Origin of the sequence: Massilibacterium senegalense (assembly GCF_001375675.1) — a bacterium.
Taxonomy (GTDB): Bacteria; Bacillota; Bacilli; order Bacillales; family Massilibacteriaceae; genus Massilibacterium; species Massilibacterium senegalense.
In genome coordinates this window covers 1,979,041-2,002,349 of the sequence record NZ_LN831786.1, presented here as the reverse complement: position 1 = coordinate 2,002,349, position 23,309 = coordinate 1,979,041, and the positions used below count along the sequence as shown (strand labels likewise).

Sequence of the window (23,309 nt, the reverse complement as noted above, 5' to 3'; positions counted from 1 at the left end):
CTGGTGAAATGATAAGCGTATAGGAAGTCGTATCAATGAGGCGATATCCGCATATGGGGTTTTTCGGTGAGCTAACCGCAGAAGATGAACGTAAAATTGAAGAAGCGTTACAAACGGTACATGCTAGTCATTTAACGGAACGGTTTTTTGATGAATTAAGCGACGGGGAAAAACAAAAAGTACTGGTTGCTCGTGCCTTCGTACAAGAACCAGAAGTTATTATTCTCGACGAACCGACGACTGGTATTTTGCATGAAAATGATGTCGATTTTGAAGTAGCGCGAACGATTGGATTAGATATTTTATGAGAAAAAGCATTTGAACCGATTCAAGAAACGATGTTTAAGTAGATGCCGTTCCATCCATTATTGATGCTGGGAGTCCCATCGGAACGGGAAATGATAAAAATCGCACGATTATCGAATATGCATCTCGCATTCATTTTTGTGCGAATGTATCGAATGTGATAGAAAAAATGAGCTTCTTATAGGGTCCATTTTAAAAGTACAGATTTAATTCTGTGCTTTTTTTCCCTAATATTTATACTGTTAATTTGTCAGATGTAAACTATTGAGCGACTTTTTTATTTTTCAAACGCTTCTCTAATTATTGATTTTTCTTGCTCAATTTTCTCAAAGCTTCCGTTTGCTTCTGTATTGTAGTAATCTATCACAAATTTTTACATTCTGCCATTCTCAAGTAGAATAGTGTTTTTTAGTTGCTCGTGTAACAAATCTTTTCTTCGCTTATTTTTTAATGTATTTAGCCAAGAGGTCTCCCACTTCACTTATACCTACAATCCATAGATAAAAATGATTAGAGTTATTACAGCTTCAATTAAAGATATTATAAAAACATACTTGTAGTTCACTTTTTTATCTTTATTTATAATCTTTTGACCTAGGTAATTTAAAAGAAAAAATATAAAAAACAAAAGAGCAATGGTTAGACTAACATTTAACAAATTAAAACCTCCTTAAAATTAATTTATATAAAAGTTTAGTTATTATTGAAAATAACATAAAATTGTTTTAATATGTATGTAAAGGTAAAGATAAACAAAATTAGTGTTTATATGAATTTAACAAAAAAGTTTATTAGATTTTTATTTATTTTAGCATTTGTGTTTACTACTGTATCAACCTTTAATCTTGCAACAGTAGCAGCTACAACAAAAGAAAATTCTCAAAAGCAATTAACACCACATCAATTAGAAGAACTTAACAAAAAATTAGAAGAAATAAGAATTGATATTAATGAACAATTAGCTTCGGGTCAAGAAAATGTTTTTGCAAGTAGAGATTTATCATTTTCTGATGAACCTTTAGTTATGGATTTCAATACTACTGAGTCTGTTAATGTTAAAAATAATTCCTCCATTTCACTTTTTGCATTATTTAAAGCTAATTATGTCCCAGTCTCTCTTTCTTTGCCCCATTTTGCTATGTTTTTTCTACATACTAAGTGAAGGTTTGAAAAGGAGGAGAAATTAGATGGAAGAGTTAAAACGATTTCAATCATTTATGACGGTGCAGGAGTTAGATGAGGCGGTGGAAAAACATAAAGCAGTGAATCGACAGTTGCTTCATCAAACGGATATACAAGTGTTACATACATTAGCGGGACATGCGGTGAAATATCCTGGAGTGGCCAAGTTAAAAGTAGCGACGTTAGCAGCGATGTTGCACAAAAGCGAAAAAACAATTCGCCGATCGTTAAACACGTTTGTCACAGCAAAGATTCTAAAAAAACAACCAACCATTCGGCCTATTTCAGGTGGATACGGAGCATGTATCTTTATTTTTTTACCATACGATGACCAGTCGCTCGTGACCAATCGCCAACACCGACCAAACTGTGAACAAGCAAGTGTTTTGACAGAAAAAAAAGAAGTTGAAACAAACGATCTATTAAAACAAGTAAACAATACAATGGATTTAGATACGGTAAAACAAGATATTTTTTTAGATGATGATGCGATGAGAGGGAGAATTCCAGAGGAGTTATTTAACGTGTGGAAGCAATATTTAGATGCAAAAGCAATGTACCAAGTATACGGAATTTTACTACGAGCGAAGGCAAGGGTGGATGCTAGTATTCGAGTAGAGGAAAATGACTATTTCGAACATTATAACCTTGCTTTAAAACGAACGTTAATGGGATATAAACTCGGCAAAGTGCGTTCTTTTTATGGCTATTTATTTCGAGCATTTGAGCAAGCTAGTAAAAAAATTAAAGAACTAGAAGAAGAGGAAAAGTGGTATCGAAAACATGTACGGATAAAACCTAGTTTTAAAATTCCGAATTGGTTAGAAATGTGAAGAAAAAGAAAGTGGCATGGCATTCAAAATAAATCATACATAATAAGCAGGGGCATCCACTCTTCTAGAGAGGTGTAACCATGGTGTAATAAATAGTGGTAGTTAAAGTAGTTTAGGAAGAGTATTTAAGGGAATATTTTACTTTAATTACAAATTAACAAGGGCTATAATTTATAGTAATTATAGTATTTAAAGAGGATGGAGGACTTGTAGGTTGGAAGGGAGAATTGTATAGTATGCTATACCCAGTTTATTTATTGTTAGATGCAGCATACTAGTTAATAGAACCAGGGATAAGGTTTATAAAACACCTAGATAATACTCGTAAGTCATCAAACATAAAGCAGACTGCTATCATTTAAAGCTACTATATGAGTTTATGGAACATATAAGGATTACTATGAACGACTATAACCTTTAAAAATTAGCCGATTTTGTAGGTTGATTGAGATATTCAATTTAAAAATTATATGTAGAATTGTACACTAAAAATTAATTGTTAAATTGATGAGTAGCGATTGGGGTGTTTATGATTCTGGTTAAGAATGAATATAAATTTAGAGGATATTTGAAATCAAAATGGATAATGAATATTATTTTATTTATTTTTAGTGCTGTCGCTGGAACCTTTTTATACGTGGAATTTTTTATGGATATTCTACCGAGATTCTTCACTAATATGGAAAATATTGAAAAAAATATATTAGCTCTTATTATCGTCATTTTCTCGGTTTATACATTGTTAAAAATCGTATTAAACCGAGATACAGGAAGAGACCGATATTTACTTTTATCGCTATATATAATCGTTTTATTATTAGGTTTACTAAGACCCAATCAGCAAAACTTTGGGGAAACAGGGTTATACGATTGGAATCCCCTCGGATTTTTGTCTGATATTAAAGGTGACACTGGGTCCCTAATTGTTATGGTTATTAATTTCATTATTTTTATGCCAATGTACTTTTTGTTGACATATACGAATGTATTTAAGACTTTTATAACGAGATTAATCACTTTTGAAGCATTTGTTTTTTTGATTGAGTTTTTACAAGCGCAGTTCAATGTAGGAGTATTTGATTTAGCTGATATATTTTTGTATAACATTGGTTTTTTTGTTGGTTATTTTCTTTCTTTACCGTTTTTAAAACTTTTAAAAAGTCGGTCTTTAAAGTACTATTCATGACGCAAACGGGCGCGATTGTGAACTAAACGTTGTTTTTAAGTATTAATTTAAGCACGATTCGAAATAAAACCTTAGACCTACATTAAGTGGTAACCCTCTTAAATGTAGGTTTTCTTTTTTTAAAAGTGTAATCATTTTTCATACATGTTCTTGAAGTAAAAGTATTGTTTCTAATGGATTTTTAGTTATTTACTCTTGATAAGATATGCCTCCTTTTTTTGTGTATAAGCAGGAAATATCGACAAATATTGCGTATTACATAGGTAGGATTAGTATAGAAGGAGGATGGGCATGTTAAAAGAATTGGAAAAACTAGAAACAGGGATTCGTGCAATTTTAGAGGAAACACATGATAATGGAGAAATTGTGGAAGCAGTCACTCCATTACTTTCCGAACTGTTACAGGTTGAAGGTTTAGTACCAGCAGAATATCGCGATCCACCAAAAGATAAATATGGCCAATATTTATTATATAAACCGCACGATGACTGTTTTTCTGTCGTTGCGTTTGTTTGGGGACCAGGGCATGATTCGCCTGTTCATGATCATTTAGTGTGGGGAGTGGTCGGGTTATTCGAAGGTGCGGTAGAAGAGACGCGATATAAACGAATTAGTGATACGGAAGTTGAGCTTGTTTCAACGACAATTGCAAAACCGGGTGATATTTCGCACGTGTATCCACCAAATCGAGATATTCATGGGGTGAAAAATCCGTTTCAAGAAAAAGCGGTAACGATTCATATTTATGGTACCGATATTGGAAAACAGCCGAGAAACATGCATGATATCACGAATGGGCAGATGCATCCGATTGTGACGCAGCATCGGAATAATAAGGCGTATTATTCTAAATAATAGTAGGAACGAACTTGTCTATGTTTGCTTGATGAAATCCAGTATAATAGATGAACGACGAAACGAAAAGGAGCAAACTCCATTGACATTTACTGAATTAGGATTAAAACAAGAAATAACAAAAGCGTTACAAGCGATTGGATTTAAAACGCCAATGCCAGTTCAAGAAGCGACCATTCCTTCTGTGCTAGATCACCAAGACGTCATTGTCCAAGCGCAAACGGGGACAGGAAAGACGTTAGCTTTTTTACTCCCATTATTGCAGATGATTGAGAAAGAAAATCCACATGTCCAAAGTGTCGTAGTGGCACCAACGAGAGAATTAGCGATTCAAATTACAGGGGAAGTAAAAAAGGTGTTAGAAAAAATAGACGGTATTTCTGCTCTTGCTGTATACGGTGGACAAGATGTGGAAGCACAAATTCATCGCTTAGCTGGCCACATTCATCTAATCGTTTGTACACCAGGACGGCTTCTTGATCATGTGCGGCGCGGGACGATTGATTTATCGCATGTGAAACATTTAGTGTTAGATGAAGCAGATCAAATGCTTCATATCGGCTTTTTAAATGAAGTGGAAGAAATACTTGCACAACTTCCACATAGGGAACAGACGTTACTTTTTTCTGCCACGTATCCGCCCAATGTTCGGACGTTAGCGGCAAAATATTTAAAAAGTCCGAAAATGATTACGTTAAAAAGCAAAACCATTACGTTAACCGAAATCAAACAGACGGTAATTGAAACGACAGATCGTTCGAAACAAGGGGCGTTAATGAAAGTAATAACCGAATATCGTCCGTTTTTAGCGATTATTTTTTGTCGAACGAAACGAAGAGCAAAGAAATTAACAGAAGCGCTTCTTCAAGAAGGCTTTTCTGCAGATGAATTACACGGGGATTTATCACAAGCAAAACGAGAGCGTGTGATGGACCGGTTTCGAAACATGAAAATTCAATTATTAGTTGCAACTGATGTTGCGGCGCGTGGGATTGATGTAGAGGGGATTACCCATGTATTTAATTACGATATTCCAGAAGATACAGAAAGTTATATTCATCGTATTGGCAGGACAGGTCGAGCGGGGGAACAAGGTGTTGCGATTACGTTTGTTGCGCCAAAAGATAAACGACATGTAGCGATGATTGAAAAAGAAACGAAACAAACGTTAAAGAAAACAACGCTAGACGAATTGTTTCCAGAACAAAAAGCGACTCAAAACCGTGCTGTGAAACAAACGAGTGGCACGCAAATGAAAAGAAGGTCATCTAGTTCACGAAAAAGAAAACGATAAAAAAACTTCCGTACGTCCTACGTTATAGGATGTACGGAAGTTTTTTTGTTGATTAGATAACCCCTTGCACGATCATAGCATCGGCAACTTTAAGGAATCCAGCAATATTGGCACCGATTACTAAGTTTCCTGGGTATCCATATTCTTCAGTTGCGTCTACTGTGTTGCGATAAATATTTTTCATAATGTCGCGTAATTTTTGGTCTACTTCTTCAAATGTCCAGTAAAGACGCATGCTATTTTGAGACATTTCTAATGCAGAAACTGCTACCCCACCAGCATTTGCTGCTTTGGCTGGCGCGAAAAGCACGTCGCTATTTAAGAAAACAGAAATGGCTTCTAGTGTAGATGGCATGTTTGCACCTTCACCAACTGCTTTTACACCATTTGCAAGTAATGTTTTTGCTGCTTCTTCATCAATTTCATTTTGTGTCGCACAAGGTAAAGCGATGTCACATGGTACAGACCAGATACCTGTGCAGCCTTCTACGTATTCCGCATGTGGGTGAATGTCCACATATTCGCGAATTCGTTTTCTTCCTACTAATTTTAATTGTTTTACTGTATCTAAGTTAATGCCTTTTTTATCGACGATATACCCGTCGCTATCACTACAGGCAATGACTTTTGAACCGAGTTGTTTTGCTTTTTCTATTGCGTAAATTGCTACGTTACCAGAACCAGAGATTACTACTTCACTTCCATGAAAGCGTAAGCCATGGTCTTTTAACATTTCATCCATGAAATATACTAATCCGTAACCAGTTGCTTCTGTTCTTGTTAAGCTACCGCCGTATCCAAGACCTTTACCCGTAATAACACCTGCTTCGTATCCGCCGATAATACGTTTATATTGACCGTATAAATAGCCGATTTCACGCGCGCCTACTCCGATGTCTCCAGCAGGTACGTCAATATCAGAACCGATATGACGATAAAGTTCTGTCATAAAGCTTTGGCAAAAACGCATCATTTCATTGTCTGATTTTCCTTTTGGATCAAAATCAGAACCACCTTTACCGCCGCCAATCGGCATACCGCTTAATGAGTTTTTAAAGATTTGTTCAAATCCTAAAAATTTAATAATACTTGCGTTTACAGAAGGATGGAAACGAAGCCCACCTTTATATGGCCCGATAGCACTATTATATTGTACGCGGAATCCACGGTTAACTTGTACTTTTCCTTCATCATCTAACCATGGTACGCGGAACATTACCATACGTTCAGGTTCTACGATACGTTCTAAAATATTGTGTTCCATGTATTTAGGGTGTTTTGCGAATACTGGAACGAGTGATTCGAAAATTTCTTTCGTTGCTTGTTGGAATTCGTCTTCTTTAGGGTTTCGTTGTTGTACAATAGCAAAAACTTGATCGACATATTCTCTAGCTGCTTGTACGTGGCTTTCCGTAACTTGTTCAACGTTAGACATAGTTCATTCCCCGTTTCGTTTGTATTTTGTATCTAGGTCAATGATTAGTAAAATCTAATCAGACTTTTTTTATTTATCAGAATCTTAAGTAATTATTCGGTACATTTTTATTTTACAACGGTTGATTAATCGATACAATATATATATTAGATAATAATCATGCCTATATTAGATGAATTGGAAAAAGGTGATATCGATGGAATTGCGACAAATTCACTATTTTATTGAAGTTGCAAAGCGTGAACATGTAACAGAAGCAGCAAACGCCTTGCACGTAGCCCAATCCGCTGTCAGTCGACAAATTTTTAATTTAGAAGCGGAGTTAGGTGTTTCGTTATTTATTCGGGAAGGGCGTAACGTTCGTTTGACACCGATTGGAAAAATTTTTTTAGAACATATGATAGAAGCAATGCAAGTCATTGATAGTGCAAAGCGAGAAGTAGAAGAATTTTTAGATCCAGAACGTGGTACGGTACGAATTGGATTTCCTAGTAGTATGGCTAGTTATACGTTACCGACTGCTATTTCTTCTTTTCGCGAATTGTATCCCAATGTGAAATTTAAATTAAATCAAGGATCGTATCGTTATTTAATTGACGCCGTTGTAAAAGGCGAAATTGATATGGCGCTATTAGGTCCTGTTCCTGAAGGTGAACGTAACATTAAAGGGGAAGTATTGTTTTTAGAAGACATCGTTGCGCTTCTCCCTATCGATCATCCTTTAGCGGCGGAGCCATTTATTAATTTACAGCAACTGAAAGAAGATTCATTTGTATTGTTCCCTGAAAAATTTGTTTTGCGAGAAATTGTTGTAGAAGCCTGCAGAGAACTTGGTTTTGAACCGAAAATCTCTTTTGAAGGAGAAGATATTGACGCGATAAAAGGCCTCGTTTCGGCCGGATTAGGTGTGACGCTTATTCCAGAAATTACGTTAAGCGATCAGTTACCTGGATTTACCGTTAAAATACCAATCAAAGAACCGCATTTTGCAAGAACAGTCGGTGTAATCATTCCGGAAGATCGAAAGTTATTACCGACCGAAAAATTATTTTATGATTTTCTAAAAGAGTTTTTTAAAGATTTTCAAGCATTTGATAGTACACATAAATCGGACAAAGCCTAGCTCTTCTCCAATATGTATTATTTCCACTATTATGCTATGATAAAACCACCTTCTCGTCTATCATAATTTAGATGGAAATACGTTGATAACATATTGGGATATAATTTTGGTAATCCAGCTGCGATGGGCTAACGACTTCCACTATAAGTCAAAGTGCTACAGAGGCAAAGAGCGTCTCTTCCGCCCTTCGCCTTATAGCTCCGTCGTTGAACAAGCCCATCTCCGCTTTTTATGATAATCTAGCTCCGGGCGCTAGGGGCTCGAGTCATAAGCCATCTTGCTCCATGAGGAAAAATCACCTCATTGCGCAAGCTGTCTTATGCTTGTCGCCCCTAAACGAGCGCCCTTCGCTTTTTTAATAATCTAGCTACGGGCGCTACCGACTGCCGTAATAAGTCACCCGATTCCAGAGGCAAAAAGGCGCCTCTTCCATCGTGCGCCTTATTACTCTGTCGGAGACCAAGCGCCCTCCGCTTTTTTTGGAGGTGGATGTGTTGAGAAAAGAGTTTGTGGATGAGGTAAGGGTTACGTTAGAGGAAAATGGATGGCATCAAGATGATATTGAAGAAGTGGCGAAGGAAGTTAAGGAAGAGTTGCAGCTTGCAGAGGTGCAAGGTTTTTCGATAGAAGAAACGGTCGGAATGGAACCGCGGGAGTATGCAACACAACTCATATATGATACGAAAAAAGAAAGGAAGAAGTTGCTTTTTCTCGGGGGCATTTTACTAGTTTATACATTTTGGTATTTCATCGGAGACCGGACGTTGCGGTACGGCTTTATGCAATTTTCGTCTTTTGAAATGCTAATGGCGGTACTCGTTGCCGTTGTTTATAGCTTAGGTGCAGTATTATTCATGAAACAAACGTGTTGGAGTCGAAAAAAAACAAAGACTATTTTGTTTTTATTTGTAGGGTTGTTAGTAATCATATTATTTAGTAGCTCTTACGTCTGGAATGCTTCCGTTACATCTACGATTATTTCCTTATCGATTGGTACTAGTTGGCTTGTGACGATCGCAACGTTCCTCGTGCTAGTTGTGTTGATTTTTCAAACGATTGGGTCAGAAGGAAATCAACTAAATGGAGTCTTGCTCGTGCTTCTTTGTACACTTCCAACTATTTCGTCCATGCCACAGCTTTCATCTGTTTTTCGTGGAAGCACCATTCGTGAAGTAATCGGTTTCTTCGTAACGATTAGTTTTTGGATAGTAGTGTTACTATTTATTAGTAGAAATCTGTTTAAAGCAAAGAAATGAATCGAGGTTACACAATTGAAACAAGAAAAATCATTATTATTAGTGGATGGAATGAGTTTATTATTTCGCGGGTTTTATGCAACTGCTGTTCATAACAATTTTATGAGAAATAGCGAAGGGGTGCCGACCAATGCGTTGTTTGGTTTTACCCGTTATATGCTTGATGCGATTTCGATTTATCAACCGACGCATGTGATTTGTTGTTGGGATACGCCGCATCCGACGTTTCGACATAAGTTGTATCAAGGATATAAAGCGAATAGGGGGGCACCACCTGAAGAATTAATTCCGCAATTTTCATTAGTCCAACCGTTAGCAGAAAGTTTTGGTGCATTAAATATAGAAAAAGTAGGGTTTGAAGCGGACGACTTAATCGGTACGTTAGCAACGATGTTTCGTTCGGAAATGAATGTTAAAATTTTAACGTCGGATCAAGATAGTTTGCAATTGGTAGATGATAATGTGCATTCGATTATTATGAAACGTGGTTTTTCGAATTATAAACCATATACGATTGCAACATTATTTGATGAATTTGGATTATCTCCCAAACAAATTATTGATTTAAAAGCGTTGATGGGTGACGCGAGTGATAATTACCCTGGTGTAAAAGGAATCGGTGAAAAAACTGCCTTAAAACTATTAAATGAATATGAATCGATTGAAAACATTTTAGAGAATATTGACACGTTATCAAAAGGGATTCAAACGAAAATGAAACAAGACATCGATATGCTTCATTTATCACGAAAATTAGCAACGATTGTCTGTGATGCACCAATATCAGTTGAGTTGAATCAAGCACGTTGGTTAGCGACGAACGACCAAGTATTTGAAACCATTACAAAACATAATTTAAGTTCCATTGTGAAGTTAGTATAATACTATCTTCTGTTAGCGGAATGTAAAAGAACATCACAAAAAAAGCAAAAAGGGGCATATCAAGATGATATGCCCCTTTGTTTATTATTTTACAAGTAATGTTACTTCTTCTTTTAAGCTGTTAATAACAGGTGAATTTTTTAATGCTTTTTCTGCTACTGCTTTTAATGTTTCTTTATCAGCTGAAGTGTCAGCAGTTAATGTAATAACTGGGTCTAAAATACCACCTTTTCCTTCTTCTAATCCTAAAAATACTGCTGCGTTTAATTGTGCATCAATTTCAATCGAAACATCTTTTAATTCGATTTGACTTTGGCTAGCCATTACTTCAAACGTAATAGCAAAACAACTTGCTGCAGCTCCGATTAGCATTTCTACTGGATTTGGTGCTGTATCTGTACCACCTAAAATCGTTGGTTCGTCCATAGAGAAGGCAGCAAATTCACGAATTTTCACTTCGTTTTCTACACCATTTTTCCAAGTTACATCTGCATGCCATGGTCTCATTTTCATTTCTGGGTTTTCAGCTACCATTTTTGCTGTTTGTTCTAATGCTTGTAATTGAATATTGTTCATCGTTCATTCCTCCATTACTTCTTATTATTTTTAGTATACGTACAAAGGAGGATAAAAGATGTAAGGCTCCTTACATGATTGAAAAGTTTTTTGAAATCCATAAACGTTTTTCATCTTGTCGAATCATCTCGTTTTGGATTAGTTTGTTTAGTAAAAAGGTTATGGTTTCACGAGTGGAGGCAACCATCCCAGCTAAATCTTTATGTGTTAAAAAACTTGGAAGCGGGTAAAATCCATGTTGTTCTTTTTCTTGATCGGCTAATTTCCATAACATTCGGAGCAATCGTTCTTCTACTTTTTCATACGCAATTTGTTCTAAAACGGTCGTCATATCATTTAATTTCGTGGCAAAATGACGTAAGAGGGCGAGGGATAGTTCAGGTGTTTCCGTTACTTGTTTCATGATTTCGGCTTTTTTAATTTTGACGACAGATGTTTCTGTTAATGCCATGGCATAAAGACTAGACGGTGTATCAGTAAAGACACTATGTAAGTCGATAAAATCCATTTCACGAGCAATACCTAAAATACACTCCTTGCCGTTCGTATGAATATTAAAAACCCGAGCATTTCCTTTTGTAACAAGGTAAATATGATCGGTTAGCTTTTCTGGGTAATAAATATGTTCTCCTTTTTTAAAAACTTCCGCGGGACGTTGTAACCATTCACGTACACATTGTGGTTGAAATAAATGCAATATTTGTGAAGGGTACAATTGATTCGTTTCCAACATGATATCACCTCATATTTTCTCGTCTTTTTATCTTATCAAAAATTGATGAAGAAGGGGAATGATTAGGGTAAGAAGCCCAAGAGGAATGGAGATATTTAGGAGAGTGAAAAAACTTATTTGCAAATGATAATGAAATTTGTTATCATCTAAGCTAAGGTTAATGATAATGAAATTCATTATATATAGGGAAAAGTTAGGGATTGGAATGAAGAAAAGATATTTAGTAGTAGCACTTATAATTTTATCGGTTAGTTCTATTTTTATTGGTGTAAAAGATATTTCGCCATTGGCTATTTTTTCATTGAGCCCTGATCAATTGCATATTTTACTTACGAGCAGAGTGCCGCGTTTAGTGAGTATTATTATTGCAGGTATGAGCATGAGTATTGCTGGGTTAATGATGCAACAGCTTAGTCGAAATAAATTTGTTTCACCGACAACAGCAGGGACAGTAGATGCAGCTAGTTTAGGGATTGTTGTTTCTTTGCTAATTTTTACAACGGCCAGCCCATTACAAAAAATGACGGTTGCGTTCCTTTTTTCTTTAGCAGGAACATTTATTTTTATGAAAATACTCGACAAAATCAAATTTAAAGATGCTATTTTTATTCCGCTCGTCGGATTAATGTTCGGTAGTGTTGTTAGTTCGATTACGACATTTTTTGCTTATAAGTATGATCTCATCCAAAATATGACGTCTTGGCTACAAGGTGATTTTTCGATGATTATGAAAGGACGTTATGAACTTTTATTGATTAGTTTACCTGTTTTACTTGTTGCTTATTTGTTTGCGAATCGTTTTACCATCGCAGGAATGGGTGAAGAGTTTGCGGTGAACTTAGGATTAAATTATAAGCGTGTTGTCAATATTGGACTGATTATTGTCGCGCTGATTACGTCGCTTGTCGTGTTAACGGTCGGAATGATTCCATTCCTAGGATTGATTATTCCAAATATCGTCGCTATTTATAACGGAGATAACTTAAAGAAAAACCTTTCTCATACCGCTTTACTCGGTGCAGTATTTGTTCTATTTTGTGATATTCTCGGTCGTATCATTATTTATCCGTATGAGATTTCTATTGGCGTGATGGTGGGTGTCATTGGAAGTGGTATATTTATTTACTTATTGATGAGGAGAAAGGCATATGAATCATAAAATAAAAACAGTCTTGCTTGGTTTACTATCCATTGTTTTAATTCTCATCTTTCTGTTTACAAACTTAGGATCAAACCTTGGATATATACTCCCGAAACGAACCTTAAAAATCATTTCCATAGTGCTAACAGGAGGAACCATTGCATTTTCTACCGTTATTTTTCAGACGATTACAAATAACCGAATTTTAACACCGAGTATTTTAGGATTAGATTCTCTTTACATGTTAGTTCAGACAGTATTAGTTTTCGCCTTTGGTTCCACGACCTTATCGCTAATGGGAAAACAAGCAAACTTCTTTTTATCTGTTGGCTTAATGGTATTATTTGCTGGGATTTTATATCAGCTCCTTTTTAAAGGGGAAGGTCGAAATATTTATTTCTTATTATTAATCGGATTAATTTTTGGAACCTTTTTTCAAAGTTTAACTTCGTTTATGCAAGTGTTAATTGATCCGAATGAATTTTTAATTGTGCAAGATAAAATGTTTGCGAGTTTTAATAATATAAATACAGACATTTTAGCGCTTGCTATTATTATTACGTTTATCACAACACTTTACTTTTTAAAGTTATATAAGTATTTAGACGTGTTGTCGTTAGGCAGGGAACAAGCAATTAACTTAGGTGTAGAGTACGACTATGTGGTGAAACGCTTGCTTGTCATAGTAGCTATTTTAATTTCTGTTGCGACTGCTTTAGTTGGACCGATTACCTTTTTAGGATTGCTTGTTGTCAATGTCGCACATGAATTTTTAAAAACATATCGTCATTCGTATTTAATTATTGGTTCTATTTTTATTAGTGTAATTGCACTAATAGGTGGACAGTTGATTGTCGAGCATGTCTTCACTTTTTCGACGACATTAAGTGTGATTATAAACTTTATTGGTGGGATTTATTTTATATATCTATTGTTAAAGGAGAATAAATCATGGTAGAAGTATTAGATGTTTCCAAACAATATGGTGCGAAAAATGTGATTGAGAATGTATCATTACGGATTCCAAAAGGACAAATAACGTCCTTTATCGGTCCGAATGGTGCAGGGAAAAGTACATTACTTTCAATGATTAGTCGATTAATTACGCAAGATGAAGGTTCGATTTTATTAGAAGGTAAGGAAGTAACAGAATGTAAAAGTAATGACTTAGCTAAGAAAATCTCTATCTTAAAACAATCGAACCATATAAATATTCGATTAACCATTAGAGAGCTTGTATCATTTGGTCGTTTTCCCTATTCGCAAGGCCGATTAACGAAAGAAGACCATGCATTTATTGACCGTGCGATTGATTATATGGAACTTCGTGATATGGAAAATAAATTTTTAGATCAATTAAGTGGTGGGCAAAGACAGCGTGCTTATATCGCAATGGTGTTAGCGCAAGATACAGAATATATTTTACTAGATGAGCCACTTAATAATTTAGATATGAAGCATTCTGTCCAAATCATGAAAGTGTTGAGAAGATTAGTCGATGATTTAGGAAAAACAATCGTGATTGTTATTCATGATATTAATTTTGCTTCTTGTTATTCAGACTATATTGTTGCGTTAAAAAATGGCCAGATTATTAGCGAAGGGCCGACGGATGCGATGATTCAATCGGAAGTATTAAAAGAAATTTATGATATGGATATGCAAATTGAAGATATAAATAATCAAAAAATTTGTGTTTATTTTTCGTAAAGAATGTTTATAACTCCCTCTTTACGGGCAGTAAAATGGCTATTTGAATCAACGTATTGAATGGGGATTTTACTGTCCGTTCATTAGGGATAAAAATTTCTAACGTTAGAAATGAAAAAATAAATGAGGTGATACATATGTGGAAAAAATTATCTTTACTTTTTGTTGTAGCGATTGTCTCTATTTTTGCTGTCGCTTGTAGTTCAACAAAGGAAGAAGAAAAATCATCAGAAAGTAAAAAAGAAGAAAAAGTTACAATCACGCATAAACTTGGGGAAACAGAACTAAAGAAAAACCCAGAAAAGGTAGTTGCGTTTGATTTTGGTATCCTTGATTCTCTGGATCAATTAGGAACTGATGTAGTAGCGGTACCACAAGCTACTGTTCCGCCATATCTTGAAAAATTTGCAGACAAAAAATATGCAAATGTTGGTAGTTTAAAAGAACCTGATTTTGAAAAATTGAGTGAAGTAAGCCCGGATTTGATTATTATTTCAGCAAGACAAGCAGAATTATACGAAGAATTTAGCAAAATTGCTCCTACTGTGTATATGGAATTAGATACAAATAATTACATGAAATCATTTAAAGAAAACATGACAACATTAGGTGAAATCTTCGGAAAAGAAGCAGAAGCAGAAAAAGAAGTAGCGAAAGTAGAAGATTCCGTGAAAAAGTTAAATGAAAAAGCTAGTAAATTAGATGAAAAAGCATTAATCGTGCTAGCGAATGATGGAACAGTAAGCGCATATGGTCCAAATTCTCGTTTTGGTATTATTCATAACGAATTTGGCATCAAACCAGTAGATGAGAATATTGAAGAATCACGACACGGTCAAAGTATTTCATTTGAATACATTGCAGAAAAAAATCCAGATTATTTATTTGTGATTGACCGCGGTGCTGTTGTAGGTGGCGAATCATCCGCAAAACGAGTAGTAGAAAATGATATTGTGAAAACAACCAATGCATATAAAAATGATAATGTTGTTTATTTAGATGCAAACTACTGGTACTTATCAGGTGGAGGACTTGTTTCAACAGCTGAAATGGCGAAAGAAGTAGAAGAAGGATTAAAATAATAATACATCCCTTCATGGAAATTTCATTCCGTGAAGGGGTGTTATTTTTTCTTAATAAGGAAAAAGTAAAGTAGGATACTACCTACGTTTAATAGAAAAATAATGATTGCCATCGGAACAGCGGTGTCGTCGCCAGCAATTCCTACTAGCGGCGCTACAATTGCCCCTCCGATAAAAGGAAATAATCCTAATAATGCAGCTGCACTTCCGACATTTTTCGTTTGTTTTTGCATCGCTAACGAAAAAGTAGTAGTCGATACTATTCCAACACTAGAAACGATAATAAACAGTGCAATAGAAAGATATAGTAAAGATAACTGGAAGAAAACAGAAATAATTAATAGTACACTTCCGGCTACCGCAACGATTAAACCGCTGAAAAATAACGTTAATTCAGAATAGCGATCCACTAATTTTCCGGTTAATTGGGTGGCAACAATAATCCCAACTCCATTAATAGCAAATAGAATACTGAAAATTTGGGCTGATGCTCCGTATATATTTTGGATAACAAAAGGGGATCCGGAGATATACGCAAACATGCTTGTCATAATAAATGCTTGTGTGAGCGCATAGCCGATAAATACCCGGTCTTTTAATAGTTCTTTAAATGCTTGTAACGTAGTGATAAGCCCACCAGAAGAGCGATTTTCTTGTGGCAATGATTCTGGTACACCAAATGTTACGCCAAAAAACATAGAGATGCCAAAAATACTTAACATCATAAATACCATTTTCCAAGTAGTGTAAGATATAATGAAACCGCCAATAATAGGAGCTAAAATAGGAGCGGCTCCGTTAATTAACATTAATAACGCAAAAAACTTCGTTAGTTCTTTTCCTGTATATAAATCTCTCGCGATAGCTCGGGCAATAACGATACCAGCTGCACCGGTGAAGCCTTGAACGAACCGTAATGTGATAAAGAGCCAAATGTTCGCTGTAATGGCGCTAAAGAAAGAAGCGATAGCATAAAAAATCATTGCAATCATTAATGGTTGACGTCGACCGCGAATATCACTTAAAGGCCCGATTATTAATTGTCCAGCAGCAAGTCCAAGTAAACAAAACGTTAAACTCAATTGGACGAGCGAGGGAGTTGTTTGTAAGTCATTTGTGACTGTAGGAAAAGCAGGTAAGTACATATCAATCGATAATGGACCAAACGCCGTTAATGAACCTAAAATCAGAACAAACCAAAACCGTTTCCAACCTTTTGTTTGTGTTAATTGGGACGCATTATTCATACATACATTCCTTTCTATGTACGTTACACTTATCTACGTACTTATTTTGTACGGAAGAAAATTTAGCACTACTTCATTGCTATTGATAATTAATTTCAATAGATAACTATAGTATGTATGAATGGACTAGTCAATAAAAAGAGGCTGGGACAAAACCCTCCTCTGAACTGAAAAAGCCAGTGAAATTTTTACTCAACGTAAAATTTCACTGGCTTTATTTTTTTTTATCAAAAAAAGGACACTTTCTGATAAAATTAAGTTACCAGACAAAATTCAAACAGAAAGAAGTGTCCTTATGTTTAAAGATTATAACATGAATCAATTAATTTTGCCTTTAAATGTAGAAGTAAAACTTCAAAATAATGATATTGCCTTCCACATCCATCATTTAATTGAAAGTATTCCGGAAGAAGCGATCGAACCATTTCTTCGAAATACGGGTTGTCCTGCTTATCATCCACGCATGATGTTGAAAATTATCTTATGTGCCTATACGCAATCTGTTTTTTCAGGGCGTAAAATAGAAGCACTTTTAAAAGACAGTCTTCGTATGATGTGGCTAGCTCAAGGTTATGAACCAAGCTATCGCACCATCAACCGTTTTCGTGTTTATCCTGAAGTAAAAGAATTAATTCGCCAGTGTTTCGTCCAATTTCGCTGCCAGCTGGTAGAAGAAAAGTTGATTGAACAAGAAGCGATTTTTATTGATGGCACAAAGATTGAAGCGAATGCGAATAAATTTACATTTGTTTGGAAGAAAGCAATTGAAAAATATCACAACAGTTTAATCGAAAAGTCGAACCAGCTATACGATGAACTGCTTGAGAAAGAAATCATACCAGAAATTGAACGTGAAAGTGAAGAACATTTATCAATAGAAGAACTCTCTCAAATGGTTCAAAAAGTGGATGAAGTTGTTTCTGAGTATGATCAAAAAATTGAAGCATCGTCAGATGTGACAGAACGAAAAGTGCTAAGAAGGGAACGAAAGTTTCCAAAACAAGCCCACAAACAATTAGTGGACTATACCGTACGTAAACAAAAATATGAACGGGACTTTGAAATTTTCGGCGTGCGTAATAGCTATTCCAAAACCGATCATGATGCAACATTTATGCGAATGAAAGATGATTATATGAAAAATGGTCAATTAAAGCCTGGTTATAATATCCAAGTCGCAACAGAAGGTCAGTATGCACTTGCCTATAGTATTTTTTCGAATCCAACAGATACACGCACACTCATTCCATTTTTAAATGAAATCGAACAATATTATTTCGAATTACCAAAGCATATCGTCGCAGATGCAGGATACGGTAGTGAACAAAATTATGACGATATCCTTTCAAATCGTAAACGGGAACCTTTAATCACTTATAACATGTATGTAAAAGAAAAGAAGAAAAAGTACAAACAAAACAAGTTCCATACAGCTAACTGGGATTATGATGAAGAAATGGACGTGTATACTTGTCCAAACCAACAAAAACTTGTATTTAAATACCGTTCTGTGCGAACAAATCCATTAGGTTTCAAGCGTGAGTTTAAAGTTTATGAGTGTGAAGATTGTTCCAGTTGCCCACTTCGTTCATCTTGTACAAAAGCAAAAGAAGGAAATAACCGAAAATTAATGGTGAATGAAAAATGGGAACAGCAAAAAGAATATGTGAGAGCGAAGCTTTCAGAAGAAAAAACAGGGGCTATTTATCGTCAACGTAAGATTGACGTAGAACCAGTTTTTGGATTCTTGAAGGCTAATTTGCGTTTCACTCGATTTTCTGTCCGAGGAAAATCGAAGGTTGAAAATGAAATGGGTCTTGCATTAATGGCCGTGAATATGCGGAAATTCACGGCCATTAACTAAAAGATATAAAGATTCATATAAAAAAATAGCAAAAGGTGAAATGGAGTGAGCTCAATTTCACTTTTTGCATTGTTTGAAGCTAGTTATGTCCCAGCCTCTTTTTTAGCGTAATAATTGTAAGATAGCACTCGGTTGTTGGTTGGCTTGTGCGAGCATTCCTTGTGCTGCTTGGAGTAAGAGGGAATGTTTCGTATAGCCCATCATTTCTTTGGCGATATCTGCATCGCGAATGCGGCTTTCTGATATTTGCATTTGTTCTTCGCTAGCATTTGTAATAGAAAGGGCATGTTCTAGCCGATTTTGCAATGCCCCTAAGGACGCACGCTCAGTAGAAACGATTTGTATCGCATCATCAAACGTGGAAATAGCACTTCCAGCTGTTTGAGCAGATGTCACTAATACGTTCGTTATCCCAAGAGAGGCACGATCTATGTTGCGAATCGAGGCTTCTATCGTTTGACCAGTATTGGCACCAATTTGAAAGCGAAGTGTTCCGAATGATGCTGTTTGTTTCATTTCTTTCATTAATATACTCATGAATGGACTACCAGAAGGAGTGTAACCTGTATCACTCGCCCAATTGACCGTAAAATACGTAAGTGGGTTCTCACTAAATGTCACACTGTCTCCATCTGGAATAATATCTGCATCGTTTGTATTTCCAGTAATACTTCCAACCCCGTCGCTATCCCCATCACTTGGATCAAGATCTAATTGCGTTCGGATAAACGTTGCTCCGTTTGCTTTATAGTCATTTAGAAATTGTGTCGTTCCTCCGGCAAATACTTGGTTTCCGCTACCATTCGTTACTTCTTTTAATGCGGTATCTAACGCTTTTAACCTACCATCTGCGAGCGATTGCATCACGTTTTTTAACGATGACCCATTCGCTTTCAGTACGTGATCTAAGTATTTAACCGCTGCATAAGAAGCGGAGTAAAAATGTGATGTATTTGGTGACGAGGAAATGGCATCTACTGCCGCTTGTTCGCTACCTAAAATTGCGATACTTCCAGCTAAACGTTCATCTGCACCAGCTAAATATTCCGCGGTCCCTTCCTTAAACCATGTTGGCGTAGCAGACGACAATAAATTTATGCCGGCTGCTCCCATTACCGCATGCACCATTTCATGTGCAACGATGCGGTCCTTTGAAATCCATAACGGTGTATCGTTAAAAAAGTCCGCGGTATCTAGCACCATTTTGAAAGTAGAAGCTTCTCCCGTTACGGTATTGACAGAAGAAGAAACCCAAGCAACTGCTCCTCCTGGGGCATCGTTTTGATAACTAATTTCAATTGGTGTATTAGGTCGTGCATGAATACCGTAATATGTGTCAATTAATTGTTCTGGAACGGAAAGCATGTAGTTTTGTAATGCTTTCGTTAACATCTCTTTATCTGCTAAAGACCCATCTGTTGCTCCCGGATAACTTCCGGTTCCAGTTGGCGGGATAATGCCTGTTCCGCGTAATAACTTCAATGTATTAAATTCCGTTCGATTGGAAATACCATCTACTTCTTGCATGAGTTGTTCGATTTCTTGTTGAATTTGTTCCCGGTCGCTTGTGGTATTCGTATCATTAGCAGCTTGGACAGATAACTCTCGTCCGCGCTGTAATAAGGAATGAATTTCTTGAAGTGCCCCTTCTGCTGTTTGCACAAGGGAAATGGAATCTTGGATATTCCGTGATGCTTGATGCAATCCGCGAATTTGTCCGCGCATTTTTTCAGAAATCGCTAGTCCTGCGGCATCATCACACGCTTTGTTAATCCGCGCCCCACTCGTTAATTTTTCACTATAGTGTTGGGTTACTTTTTGATGACCCGTAAATTGTCTAAGGTTATGTAATGCAGGTAAATGATGTGCAACTCTCATAATTACTCCTTTTTTCTATGAAATTCGACTTATTTTTTATTATATATGAAAAGCTTTTTTTCTTTCACTACTTATTTTTAAAAAATGTGAAATCAACGATTAAAAAGTGGGATTTTTCACCTATTACGGCTACAAAATGAAAGAAGTATGATAAAATAATGCTAAAAATTGAAGATGTTGGGGTGAGCAAATGGCCATTACTGTGCCAGAGTCGATTCCTAAAAAGGCGACAGCAGGAGAAAGAACACTTTTCCAAACGTTAAAACAATATTTAGATGATGACTATATCGTCTATTATGAAGCGGATATTCATGGATATCATCCTGATTTCGTTATTATAGGTCCGGATTTAGGGATTGTTGTTTTAGAAGTCAAAGACTATACGTTGAATACATTGCATCAACTAAATCATGAGGAATGGGTTATTCGTACGAGCAGCGGACAATTAGCGAACGTGAAGCCACCGCTGAAACAAGCGCGAGACTACATGTTTCAGATTATGAATCAATTAAAAAAAGACATTAATTTAATTCAACATGAAGGAAAATATCGTCGGAATTTAAAATTTCCATGTGGCTACGGTGCCGTTTTTACTAGATTAGATCAACAACAATTCATAGCGAATGATCTATATGACGTGATGGAACCAAACTTCGTATTAACACGCGATGAAATTGACCCAGATAAGGAGCATTTTTCAGCTGAACAATTAGTTGAAAAATTATTTCATATGTTTAGTGTGCCATTTCGGTTAGAAAATCCATTAACATATGAGGAGATAAACGCCATACGATTTCACTTATTTCCGGAAGTACGTATTTCGGCATCCGTGGAGAAAAAGCCTTATCGCGATCAATTATTGTTATCTTTACATAATGTTCAGGCGATGGATCTGCATCAAGAAAAACTAGCAAGACAAATTGGCGATAAAAATAGATTATTACGCGGAGTAGCAGGAAGTGGGAAAACACTTGTGTTAACGACACGTGTAAAATTGCTTCATAAAGAACATCCTGATTGGAAGATTCTCGTACTCTGTTATAATATTTCACTAGCGAAAACAATAGAAGGGATGATTCTAGCAAAACTAAATGAACCAGAAGATTTAGTAGACATGACAAATGAAAAAGTTCATCAATTGCCATCATCGATTCGCGTAACTCATTTCCACGATTGGTTATATAAAGATTTAAAAACGAGCGAAAAGAAATTGCCACTCTTATTAGAAAAACTAGATAAAAAAGAAGCGATTTTACCACAATACGATGCGATTTTAATTGATGAAGGACAAGATTTTCAACCAGAGTGGTTAAAGCTAGTAAGCTACGTATTAAATCCAGACACGCAATCCATGTTATTAGTAGAAGACCGGGCCCAAACGATTTATAAACGAAAAACGAGTTATTTACAAGATACGGGGTTAGATTTCCGTGGTCGTTCGAAAATATTATCAATTAATTATCGTAATACAGCACAAATTGTGAAATTTGCATGGGACTTTTATCAAAAGCACTCGGTATTACAAAATAAAATTGTCAAAGCAGAGTTTGAAGGGCAAGAAATTATTGCACCGCAAAGTACCCAACGAAAAGGTGCCAAACCAATTGTGTATAAAGGAAAAAATACAGCAGACGAATTGGAAAAAACAGTGTTATTTATGAAAAAATTACGGGAAGAACGAAAAGTACCGTATGATGAAATGGCTATTTTATACCGTGTCAAACGAACGCAAACAGTAGACGTAATCAACGTTGTGCAAAAGCAATTAACGAAAGAGAATATTCCTTTTTATTGGTTAACAGAAAACCAAACGTCGAAACAAAACTATCAAAAAGACGATGGGCGAGTAAAAATTTGTACACTAGAGAGTAGTAAGGGACTAGATTTTCAAGCAGTCTTCATTATTAACATCGAAAGTTTGCCGTTTGCTTTAGAAAAAAATCAGGAGCGGGAAGCACCGTTATTATATATTGGCATGACGCGTGCAGTAGATTATTTGATGCTAACATATAGTGGTGAATCGAAATTTACAGCGTATTTTGACGAGTTATTAGGATTGAAATCCCAGAATAAAACAATCCTGCATGCCGAAAGGTCCAATTGAAAAAAAACGTATTTACGGTAAAAACTGATTGTGATACTTTAGAAGGTAAGACTTAAAAAAAGAAAAATGGAAAAGGATGGTGTGTGATGGATAAGAAATTAGAAGAGGGAAATCAACCATTAGCGGATTCCCAACCAAAAGAAAATGGAACAAATGAACATTCTGTAGAAAAAAAAAGTACACTTTCTTCTCATGAAAAACCTGTAAAAGAAATGGAACTAAAGAATAATGAAACGGTGAAACAAGTAGAAGNTCAGTACAACCGACAGTCACACCAGAAAACCCAACAGAACAATCAGTACAACCGACAGTCACACCAGAAAACCCAACAGAACAATCAGTACAACCGACAGTCACACCAGAAAACCCAACAGAACAATCAGTACAACCGACAGTCACACCAGAAAACCCAACAGAACAATCAGTACAACCGACAGTCACACCAGAAAACCCAACAGAACAATCAGTACAACCGACAGTCACACCAGAAAACCCAACAGAACAATCAGTACAACCGACAGTCACACCAGAAAACCCAACAGAACAATCAGTACAACCGACAGTCACACCAGAAAACCCAACAGAACAATCAGTACAACCGACAGTCACACCAGAAAACCCA

General features: G+C 36.0%; 20 protein-coding genes. 15 read left to right on the top strand and 5 right to left on the bottom strand.

All coding sequences use genetic code 11. From position 1 onward, the window contains the following. Positions 1-35: 35 nt before the first annotated feature. From BN1372_RS13345 to BN1372_RS13320, 6 genes are all read left to right on the top strand, one after another. Positions 36-308, top strand: coding sequence for an ATP-binding cassette domain-containing protein (locus tag BN1372_RS13345; RefSeq protein ID WP_062200373.1), 273 nt, complete (start codon positions 36-38; stop codon positions 306-308). Positions 309-1,075: 767 nt separating this feature from the next. After that, positions 1,076-1,468, top strand: a complete 393-nt coding sequence (locus BN1372_RS13340; protein ID WP_062200370.1) for a hypothetical protein — start codon at positions 1,076-1,078, stop codon at positions 1,466-1,468. A 25-nt stretch (positions 1,469-1,493) separates the two neighbouring features. After that, entirely contained in the window at positions 1,494-2,321 is an 828-nt protein-coding gene (locus tag BN1372_RS13335) for a hypothetical protein (RefSeq protein WP_062200368.1), read from the top strand. 529 nt (positions 2,322-2,850) lie between these two features. Then, positions 2,851-3,507, top strand: a complete 657-nt coding sequence (locus tag BN1372_RS13330) for a VanZ family protein (RefSeq protein WP_062200366.1) — start codon at positions 2,851-2,853, stop codon at positions 3,505-3,507. 291 nt (positions 3,508-3,798) lie between these two features. After that, positions 3,799-4,362, top strand: coding sequence for a cysteine dioxygenase family protein (locus tag BN1372_RS13325; protein WP_062200362.1), 564 nt, complete (start codon positions 3,799-3,801; stop codon positions 4,360-4,362). Between the two features lie 82 nt (positions 4,363-4,444). Continuing rightward, positions 4,445-5,656, top strand: a complete 1,212-nt coding sequence (locus tag BN1372_RS13320; protein ID WP_325062690.1) for a DEAD/DEAH box helicase — start codon at positions 4,445-4,447, stop codon at positions 5,654-5,656. Between the two features lie 52 nt (positions 5,657-5,708). Here BN1372_RS13320 and gdhA read toward each other — a convergent pair whose 3' ends face one another. Continuing rightward, entirely contained in the window at positions 5,709-7,091 is a 1,383-nt protein-coding gene (gdhA, locus tag BN1372_RS13315; protein WP_062200357.1) for an NADP-specific glutamate dehydrogenase, read from the bottom strand. Positions 7,092-7,287: 196 nt separating this feature from the next. Here gdhA and BN1372_RS13310 point away from each other — a divergent pair, with 196 nt between their 5' ends. From BN1372_RS13310 to BN1372_RS13300, 3 genes are all read left to right on the top strand, one after another. Beyond that, positions 7,288-8,214, top strand: coding sequence for a glutamate biosynthesis transcriptional regulator GltC (locus BN1372_RS13310; protein WP_062200354.1), 927 nt, complete (start codon positions 7,288-7,290; stop codon positions 8,212-8,214). Positions 8,215-8,708: 494 nt separating this feature from the next. Further along, positions 8,709-9,470: a hypothetical protein gene (locus BN1372_RS13305; RefSeq protein WP_062200351.1), complete on the top strand. Its 762-nt coding sequence runs from the start codon at positions 8,709-8,711 to the stop codon at positions 9,468-9,470. A gap of 15 nt (positions 9,471-9,485) precedes the next feature. After that, entirely contained in the window at positions 9,486-10,352 is an 867-nt protein-coding gene (locus tag BN1372_RS13300; RefSeq protein WP_230198828.1) for a 5'-3' exonuclease, read from the top strand. An 84-nt stretch (positions 10,353-10,436) separates the two neighbouring features. On the opposite strand, the gene BN1372_RS13295 is transcribed toward BN1372_RS13300, so the two are convergent. After that, positions 10,437-10,928: an OsmC family protein gene (locus BN1372_RS13295; protein WP_062200349.1), complete on the bottom strand. Its 492-nt coding sequence runs from the start codon at positions 10,926-10,928 to the stop codon at positions 10,437-10,439. 70 nt (positions 10,929-10,998) lie between these two features. Further along, entirely contained in the window at positions 10,999-11,661 is a 663-nt protein-coding gene (locus BN1372_RS13290) for a Crp/Fnr family transcriptional regulator (RefSeq protein WP_062200346.1), read from the bottom strand. 205 nt (positions 11,662-11,866) lie between these two features. Between BN1372_RS13290 and BN1372_RS13285 the strand changes: the two genes are divergently transcribed. From BN1372_RS13285 to BN1372_RS13270, 4 genes are all read left to right on the top strand, one after another. Then, on the top strand, positions 11,867-12,820 hold the full coding sequence (locus tag BN1372_RS13285) for an ABC transporter permease (protein WP_062201379.1): 954 nt from the start codon (positions 11,867-11,869) through the stop codon (positions 12,818-12,820). After that, complete coding sequence (locus BN1372_RS13280; RefSeq protein ID WP_062200342.1) at positions 12,810-13,760, top strand: iron chelate uptake ABC transporter family permease subunit; 951 nt, start codon at positions 12,810-12,812, stop codon at positions 13,758-13,760. Before BN1372_RS13285 ends, BN1372_RS13280 begins: the two co-directional genes overlap by 11 nt. Then, entirely contained in the window at positions 13,754-14,512 is a 759-nt protein-coding gene (locus tag BN1372_RS13275; RefSeq protein ID WP_062200339.1) for an iron ABC transporter ATP-binding protein, read from the top strand. The genes BN1372_RS13280 and BN1372_RS13275 overlap by 7 nt, the downstream gene beginning before the upstream one ends. A 137-nt stretch (positions 14,513-14,649) precedes the next feature. After that, complete coding sequence (locus BN1372_RS13270; RefSeq protein WP_062200335.1) at positions 14,650-15,594, top strand: siderophore ABC transporter substrate-binding protein; 945 nt, start codon at positions 14,650-14,652, stop codon at positions 15,592-15,594. A gap of 41 nt (positions 15,595-15,635) precedes the next feature. On the opposite strand, the gene BN1372_RS13265 is transcribed toward BN1372_RS13270, so the two are convergent. After that, a complete protein-coding gene (locus BN1372_RS13265; RefSeq protein ID WP_062200334.1) occupies positions 15,636-16,841 on the bottom strand; it encodes a multidrug effflux MFS transporter in 1,206 nt (401 codons plus the stop codon). Between the two features lie 295 nt (positions 16,842-17,136). Between BN1372_RS13265 and BN1372_RS13260 the strand changes: the two genes are divergently transcribed. After that, on the top strand, positions 17,137-18,705 hold the full coding sequence (locus BN1372_RS13260; protein ID WP_062198169.1) for an IS1182 family transposase: 1,569 nt from the start codon (positions 17,137-17,139) through the stop codon (positions 18,703-18,705). Positions 18,706-18,807: 102 nt separating this feature from the next. Here BN1372_RS13260 and BN1372_RS15325 read toward each other — a convergent pair whose 3' ends face one another. Then, positions 18,808-20,583, bottom strand: a complete 1,776-nt coding sequence (locus tag BN1372_RS15325; RefSeq protein ID WP_062200331.1) for a flagellinolysin — start codon at positions 20,581-20,583, stop codon at positions 18,808-18,810. A 190-nt stretch (positions 20,584-20,773) separates the two neighbouring features. Between BN1372_RS15325 and BN1372_RS13250 the strand changes: the two genes are divergently transcribed. Next, positions 20,774-22,687, top strand: a complete 1,914-nt coding sequence (locus tag BN1372_RS13250; RefSeq protein ID WP_062200327.1) for a 3'-5' exonuclease — start codon at positions 20,774-20,776, stop codon at positions 22,685-22,687. The last annotated feature ends 622 nt before the right edge of the window (positions 22,688-23,309 follow it).